Source organism: Brevundimonas sp. (genome assembly GCF_035626535.1).
Lineage (GTDB): Bacteria > Pseudomonadota > Alphaproteobacteria > Caulobacterales > Caulobacteraceae > Brevundimonas.
In genome coordinates this window covers 1-5,610 of the sequence record NZ_DASPNO010000088.1, presented here as the reverse complement: position 1 = coordinate 5,610, position 5,610 = coordinate 1, and the positions used below count along the sequence as shown (strand labels likewise).

The window sequence follows — 5,610 nt, the reverse complement described above, 5'->3', positions numbered from 1 at the left end:
GCGGCGGCGCGGGCGGCGGCGGCCTCGGCCTGGGCGGCGTTGGCGGCCTTGTCGGCGGCGGCGGCCTGCTCGCGGGCGGCGGCGTCGCGGCGGGCGCGTTCCTCGGCGGCGGCGCGTTCACGTTCGGCCTGCTGGCGGGTGGCCAGCTCGATGGCGCGGCGGCGCGCCTCCTGCTCGGAGGCGGACAGGCCGCCGGCTTCCCGCGAGGGAGCGGCCGGACGCGGGGCGGCGGGCGCCTCGGTCTTCGGACGCGCGACGTCGAAGCCCTGCGGGCGCTGATGCCCGGGGACGGCGCCGACGCGGCGCTTGGTTTCGACCACCACGGTCTTGGTGCGGCCGTGGCTGAAGCTCTGGCGCACGGTGCCGGTCGAAACCGATCCCGCCTGCCGGGGCTTCAGGCTCAGCGGCGCGCGCGGTCCCGTCTGGGACGGAGTCCCGGTCGGGGTCTGCTGGCCGTCGTTGGTCTTGTCGTTCTCGTCAGTCATCCGGTCGCTTTACTCGGGATGGCGGGAGATCCGCCATCGTCTCGTTCAAACACAAAAAGCCGTGCGGCGCCCCGCCCCCCGATCAGGGAGCAGAACCCCGCCCGCTCAAATCCTTGTTCGGGTCCTCAGCCGGCCTCGCACCCCACTCCGGGGGCAGAAGCGGTCGAAATCCCGCCAGTCGTTCGACCTCGAAGGTCCAGCGATCGGCCCGCCCGCCCTCAAGCAGGACGGCGTGTATCGCATTTTCCAGCCCGAGGGCCAAACTCAAATCGTCCGCCGTGAAGGCGCCGCAGACTTTCGGCGGCGGCGTCTGGTGTTTCGCCAGGGAAAGCAGCTTGCCCCGTCCGTCGGCGGACCCGTCCGCCGCCTCCACGATCCACGCGGCCTTGCCGGCGCGGATCGCGGCGGCGGCCTTTTCGAAGCCCGAGATAAGCACGCCTTCGCGCCGGGCAAGACCCAGCTGGTCCAGACAGCGCCGGAACAGCAGGCTATCGACCAGATCGGGCAGGTCGGCGGAGGGCCTCAGCGGCGCCTTGGCCGCGCGCGAGAACAGGTTCTTCTTCACCGCCGCCTCGACTGAGGCGCGGTCGGCGGCGACCCAGAGGCCGCGGCCCGGCAGCTTGCGCGCCAGGTCGGGAGCGACCGTGCCGTCCGGAGCGGCGACGAAGCGGATCAGGCGAGATTCATCCATGACCTGGTGGCTGACCAGATCGCGGCGTTCCCTATCGATCGTCGCTTCGCGCAGACTCATGGAGGGCCCGGTCTCCCATCACGCGTCTTGGGGCTGTTCGGAGTCCCCGGCGAGGATCTCGTCTTCGTCGCCCTGCGGCGCTTCCTCGCCCTCGGCGGGAGCGAAGACGGCGTCAGCGTCGTATTCGCCCTCGTCCTCGTATTCCGGCTCCGGCTCGGGCTGGGGCAGTTCGGAGGCGTCGATCCAGCCGGCCGCGACGCGCGCTTGCAGGATCAGCATCTCGGCCTCTTCCTGGGCGAGGTTGAAGCTCTCGAGGACGCCCGGGACCTTGACCCGCTCGCCGTTCTTCACCTCGTAGCCGCCGCGGATCTCATCGGTCGCCAGATCGGCCAGATCCTCGACGGTCTTCACGCCGCCCTCGCCGAGGGCGACGGCGATCTGCAAGGTGACGCCCGGCACGTCCAGCACGCCGTCCTCGACGCCCAGCTCCTTGCGCTTCGCGTCGAGAATGGCCGCCTGGCGGTCGAGGAAGTCGCGGGCGCGGGCCTGCAGCTCCTCCGCCGTGTCCTCGTCGAAGCCTTCGATATCGGAGATCTCGTAGGGCTCGACGAAGGCCAGGTCCTCGACGGTTGCGAAGCCTTCGGTGACCAGCAGCTGGGCGATGACCTCGTCGACGTCCAGCGCTTCCTGGAACAGGGCGGTGCGCTCGGTGAACTCGCGCTGGCGGCGCTCGGAGTCCTGCGACTCCGTGATGATGTCGATCTGCCAGCCGGTCAGCTGCGACGCGAGGCGGACGTTCTGACCGCGGCGGCCGATGGCCAGCGACAGCTGCTCGTCGGGCACCACCACCTCGACGCGGTCGGCTTCCTCGTCGAGGACGACCTTGGACACCTCGGCCGGGGCCAGGGCGTTGACGATGAAGGTCGGCTCGTCCGAGTTCCACTGGATGATGTCGATCTTCTCGCCCTGCAGCTCGGCGACCACCGCCTGCACGCGCGAGCCGCGCATGCCGACGCAGGCGCCGACCGGATCGATCGAGGAGTCGTTGGAGAGCACGGCCATCTTGGCGCGCGAGCCGGCGTCGCGAGCGGCGGCGCGGATCTCGATGACGCCGTCATAGACCTCGGGCACTTCCTGGGCGAACAGCTTGGCCATGAAGCCCGGGTGCGAGCGCGACAGCATGACCTGCGGCCCCTTGGCCTCCGGACGCACGTCGTAGATGTAGGTGCGGATCCGGTCGCCGATGTTGAACACCTCGCGCGGGATCGAGTCGTTGCGGCGCATGATGCCTTCGCCGCGGCCCAGGTCGACGACGGTGTTGCCGTATTCGACGCGCTTGACGGTGCCGTTGACGATCTCGCCGACGCGGTCCTTGAACTCTTCGTACTGGTTGGCGCGCTCGGCGTCGCGAACCTTGCCCATGACCACCTGGCGGGCCATCTGGGTCTGCACCCGGCCGAACTCGAACGGCGGCAGGTTCTCGACGTACTCCTTGCCGACGAAGGCTTCCGGATCGCGCTTCAGGGCGTCCTTCAGGCGCACCATGGCGCTGTCGTTGAACTCTTCCAGTTCGTCTTCCGGCTGCCAGTCGTCCTCGACGATGGTGACGTGGCGGGTCAGGGCCAGCTCGCCCGACTTGATGTCGATCTTGGCGCGGATGTCGTGGTGGGCGCCGTAGCGCGACTTGGCGCCCTTCTGGATCGCCTCCTCGATCGCCTCGACGACGATCTCCTTGTCGATATTCTTCTCGCGCGCGACCGCGTCGGCGATCTGCAGCAGTTCGAGTCGGTTCGCGGAAACGCCGGCGACAGCCATGCTCTTAGTCCTCGGTCTCGGGTTCGTTGTTGTCGTTACGGGCGGCGCGCTTCTCGGCGCCCGCCTTCATCAGTTCGTCGGTCAGCACCAGCTTGGCGTCGACCAGCCAGTCGAAGGGGATCAGAGCGGTGTCCGCCTCCCCCTCCAGATCGATGGCGATGTTGTCGCCGTCGGTCCCTGCGACGGTGCCCTTGAAGCGCTTGCGCCCCTCGATCATCCGGTCCGTCTCCAGTCGGGCTTCGAAGCCTTCGAACAGTTCGAAATCGCTCTGGCGGGTCAGGGGACGGTCGACGCCGGGCGACGACACCTCCAGCAGATATTCACCGCTGATCGGATCGGCGGCGTCCAGCACCTCGGACACGGCGCGGCTCAGCCGGGCGCACTCCTCGACGGCGATGTCGTGGTCGGAGGGCCGCTCGGCCATGATCTGCAGCCGCCGGCGCTGGGTGCCGCCCATCAGCCGCACGCGCACGATGTCGAGGCCGAGGCTCTCCGCCACGGGTTCGATCAGCTCCAGCAGAGCGCGGTCTTCGACGGTCTTGGCCTTCAAGGCTGGGTCCCGGACAAAACAAAAGCGGCTGGCCTCCAGGGCCGCCGCTTCAAACGGCGCCGTTGGACGCCGGTCTAACGATGTGAGGGGGCATATAGGCCAAAGCGTCCGGCGTGGGAAGACCTGTCAGGTTTTGCGGCTCTCGCGCCGGTCGAGCCAGTTGTTCGCGAGCGTCAGAAGGACCGCGGCGACTGCGGCCAGCGCGACGCAACCAGCAACCCAGGGCGCAACGCCTGTCCAGTCGTCCCTTCGCTGCAGAAGGAAGAGCACGAGGAGGAGCGCGAGCATCAGTCCGCCTCCCACCGCTCCGGTCAGCCGCCACGATTGCGGACGCTCGAGACAGGCGGAGATGAGGCGGGCGAGCGCCGACGTCCCCGCCAGCGGCACGAAGGCCGTCGTCACCACGATGGCCAGAAACCAGAGCTCGTGACCCTGACCCCCGCCCGCTGCATAGGAGGCGAGTATGAACACGATCCCAAGGACCAATGGCAGGAGGCCCGCCACGGCCACGATGAGAAGAACCTCCCTGAGCGCCCTCATCATGTTTTCCAGCCCTTCGGTCCGTCCAACCATGCCGTGCGCAATCGCGGATTGCCATCCAGTGGACAGCCCGCCAGAACAGTTCCCGATGAAAGTCTACTGGATTGGTCTCGACACGCCCGGCCGTCTCGGCGTGTCCCGCAAGCCCGACGGCGGGGAAGCCCTCGAAGGACAGATCGAAAAGCTGGGACACGGCATGGTCGACCATGTCGTCAGCCTGCTTGAGCCCGAAGAGGCGGCGAAGCTGGGGCTGGCCGATGAGGCCGCGACCTGCGAGCGGCACGGCGTCGGCTTCTACAACTTCCCGATCACCGATCACGGCGTCCCGGAGAACGTCGAACACTATCGCCGCGTCGCCCACGCCATGGACCGGCGGCTAAGGGCCGGACAGGCGCTGGTCGTGCACTGCCGGGCCGGGCTCGGCCGCGCCCCCTCGCTGGCCATCAGCGCCCTCATCGCCGGCGGCATGAACGTCGACGAAGCCATCCTGCGCGTCGGCGGCGCCCGCGGCCGGCCGGTGCCCGAAACCGACGAACAGTTGGCCTTCCTGAGGAAGTTCGCGGCAGGCGAGGTCTAGTTGCGGACGAACTCGAGGAAGATAGGCGGGGTGTCGCCCAGCTTCTTCTCCTCGTAGCGGGTGACCACGTGATCGGCCGGGGCCTCGCGCCAGTCGTCGGCCCGCTCCGCCTGCCATTCCAGCCCCGGCGTCCGCTCGAACCGTTCCAGAGCCCAGTCGGCGTAGTCCTTCCAGTCGGTGACGAAGCGCAGCCGTCCGCCGGGCTTCAACAGTCGCGCGATCTCCGCTGCCGTCTCGTCCTGCACCAGCCGCCTCTTGTTGTGCCGCGCCTTGGGCCACGGGTCGGGAAACAGGATCATCACCCGGTCCAGCGAGGCGTCGGGCAGGACCGTCATGACGTCGCGGGCGTCTCCGGCGTGGACGCGGACGTTCTTCAGGCCGCCCTCCTCGATATGGCGCAGGGCCGAACCGACGCCGTTCAGGAACGGCTCGCAACCGATCATCAACGCCTCGGGGTGGCGGGACGCCTGCGCCGCCAGATGCTCGCCGCCGCCGAAGCCGATCTCGAGCCAGACCTCACTGGCGCCGGGCATCAGCGCCTCCGGGTCCAGCAGACCAGTGGTCGGATCGGGCAGGGCGACGGAGGGCAGCAGCGTATCGAACAGCGCCGCCTGCCGCGGCTTCAGGGCGCGAGACTTGATGCGGCCGAACGAGCGGAGCGGGCGGTGGGCGGAGTCGTCGGGGGAGGACATGTCGGGCGCTATAGCCGCGATAGAGCTAGCAGGCAGCAGGAATCAAGCCGGCCGCGCCCTGTCTCGCTCAGACCAGCGCCTTCAGCTTCTCGACCAGATCGGTCTTCTCCCAGCCGAAGCCGCCGTCCGCGTCCGGCTCGCGCCCGAAATGGCCGTAGGCGGCGGTGCGGGCGTAGATCGGCCTGTTCAGGCCCAGATGCTCGCGGATGGCCCGCGGCGTGGCGCCGCCGATCAGGCCGGGCAGCTTTTCCTCCAACACG

8 protein-coding genes are annotated in these 5,610 nt (G+C 69.0%); 1 reads left to right on the top strand and 7 read right to left on the bottom strand.

What is annotated here, in order from left to right; all coding sequences use genetic code 11:
• The 5 genes from VEC04_RS13345 to VEC04_RS13325 form a co-directional block, all read right to left on the bottom strand.
• Nucleotides 1–485: translation initiation factor IF-2 associated domain-containing protein (locus VEC04_RS13345; protein ID WP_324777482.1), on the bottom strand; the 485-nt coding region annotated here is incomplete at its 3' end.
• Between the two features lie 82 nt (nt 486–567).
• Nucleotides 568–1,236 carry an RNA-binding protein gene (locus VEC04_RS13340; protein ID WP_324777481.1) on the bottom strand — a complete coding sequence of 223 codons (669 nt, stop codon included), beginning with the start codon at nt 1,234–1,236 and terminating at the stop codon, nt 568–570.
• 18 nt (nt 1,237–1,254) lie between these two features.
• Entirely contained in the window at nt 1,255–2,991 is a 1,737-nt protein-coding gene (gene nusA, locus VEC04_RS13335) for a transcription termination factor NusA (RefSeq protein ID WP_324777480.1), read from the bottom strand.
• Between the two features lie 4 nt (nt 2,992–2,995).
• The gene (gene rimP / locus VEC04_RS13330; RefSeq protein WP_324777479.1) at nt 2,996–3,541 is read right to left on the bottom strand and encodes a ribosome maturation factor RimP; all 546 of its coding nucleotides are present in this window, start codon (nt 3,539–3,541) and stop codon (nt 2,996–2,998) included.
• Between the two features lie 126 nt (nt 3,542–3,667).
• Nucleotides 3,668–4,114, bottom strand: coding sequence for a hypothetical protein (locus tag VEC04_RS13325; RefSeq protein WP_324777478.1), 447 nt, complete (start codon nt 4,112–4,114; stop codon nt 3,668–3,670).
• Between the two features lie 55 nt (nt 4,115–4,169).
• Here VEC04_RS13325 and VEC04_RS13320 point away from each other — a divergent pair, with 55 nt between their 5' ends.
• Nucleotides 4,170–4,658, top strand: coding sequence for a hypothetical protein (locus tag VEC04_RS13320; protein ID WP_324777477.1), 489 nt, complete (start codon nt 4,170–4,172; stop codon nt 4,656–4,658).
• Here VEC04_RS13320 and trmB read toward each other — a convergent pair.
• Together trmB and VEC04_RS13310 are read right to left on the bottom strand one after the other, a co-directional pair.
• Nucleotides 4,655–5,350 carry a tRNA (guanosine(46)-N7)-methyltransferase TrmB gene (trmB, locus tag VEC04_RS13315; RefSeq protein ID WP_324777476.1) on the bottom strand — a complete coding sequence of 232 codons (696 nt, stop codon included), beginning with the start codon at nt 5,348–5,350 and terminating at the stop codon, nt 4,655–4,657. The two genes, VEC04_RS13320 and trmB, sit on opposite strands and share 4 nt — an antisense overlap.
• A 67-nt stretch (nt 5,351–5,417) precedes the next feature.
• A partial coding sequence (locus VEC04_RS13310; RefSeq protein ID WP_324777475.1) for a methionine adenosyltransferase domain-containing protein occupies nt 5,418–5,610 on the bottom strand: 193 nt, incomplete at its 5' end.

Excerpts from the sequence above, each read along its gene's own strand:
- VEC04_RS13325 (WP_324777478.1), bottom strand. The coding sequence starts at position 4,114 with ATGGTTGGACGGACCGAAGGGCTGGAAAACATGATGAGGGCGCTCAGG.
- VEC04_RS13340 (WP_324777481.1), bottom strand. The coding sequence starts at position 1,236 with ATGAGTCTGCGCGAAGCGACGATCGATAGGGAACGCCGCGATCTGGTC.
- trmB (WP_324777476.1), bottom strand. The coding sequence starts at position 5,350 with ATGTCCTCCCCCGACGACTCCGCCCACCGCCCGCTCCGCTCGTTCGGC.
- nusA (WP_324777480.1), bottom strand. The coding sequence starts at position 2,991 with ATGGCTGTCGCCGGCGTTTCCGCGAACCGACTCGAACTGCTGCAGATC.
- VEC04_RS13320 (WP_324777477.1), top strand. The coding sequence starts at position 4,170 with ATGAAAGTCTACTGGATTGGTCTCGACACGCCCGGCCGTCTCGGCGTG.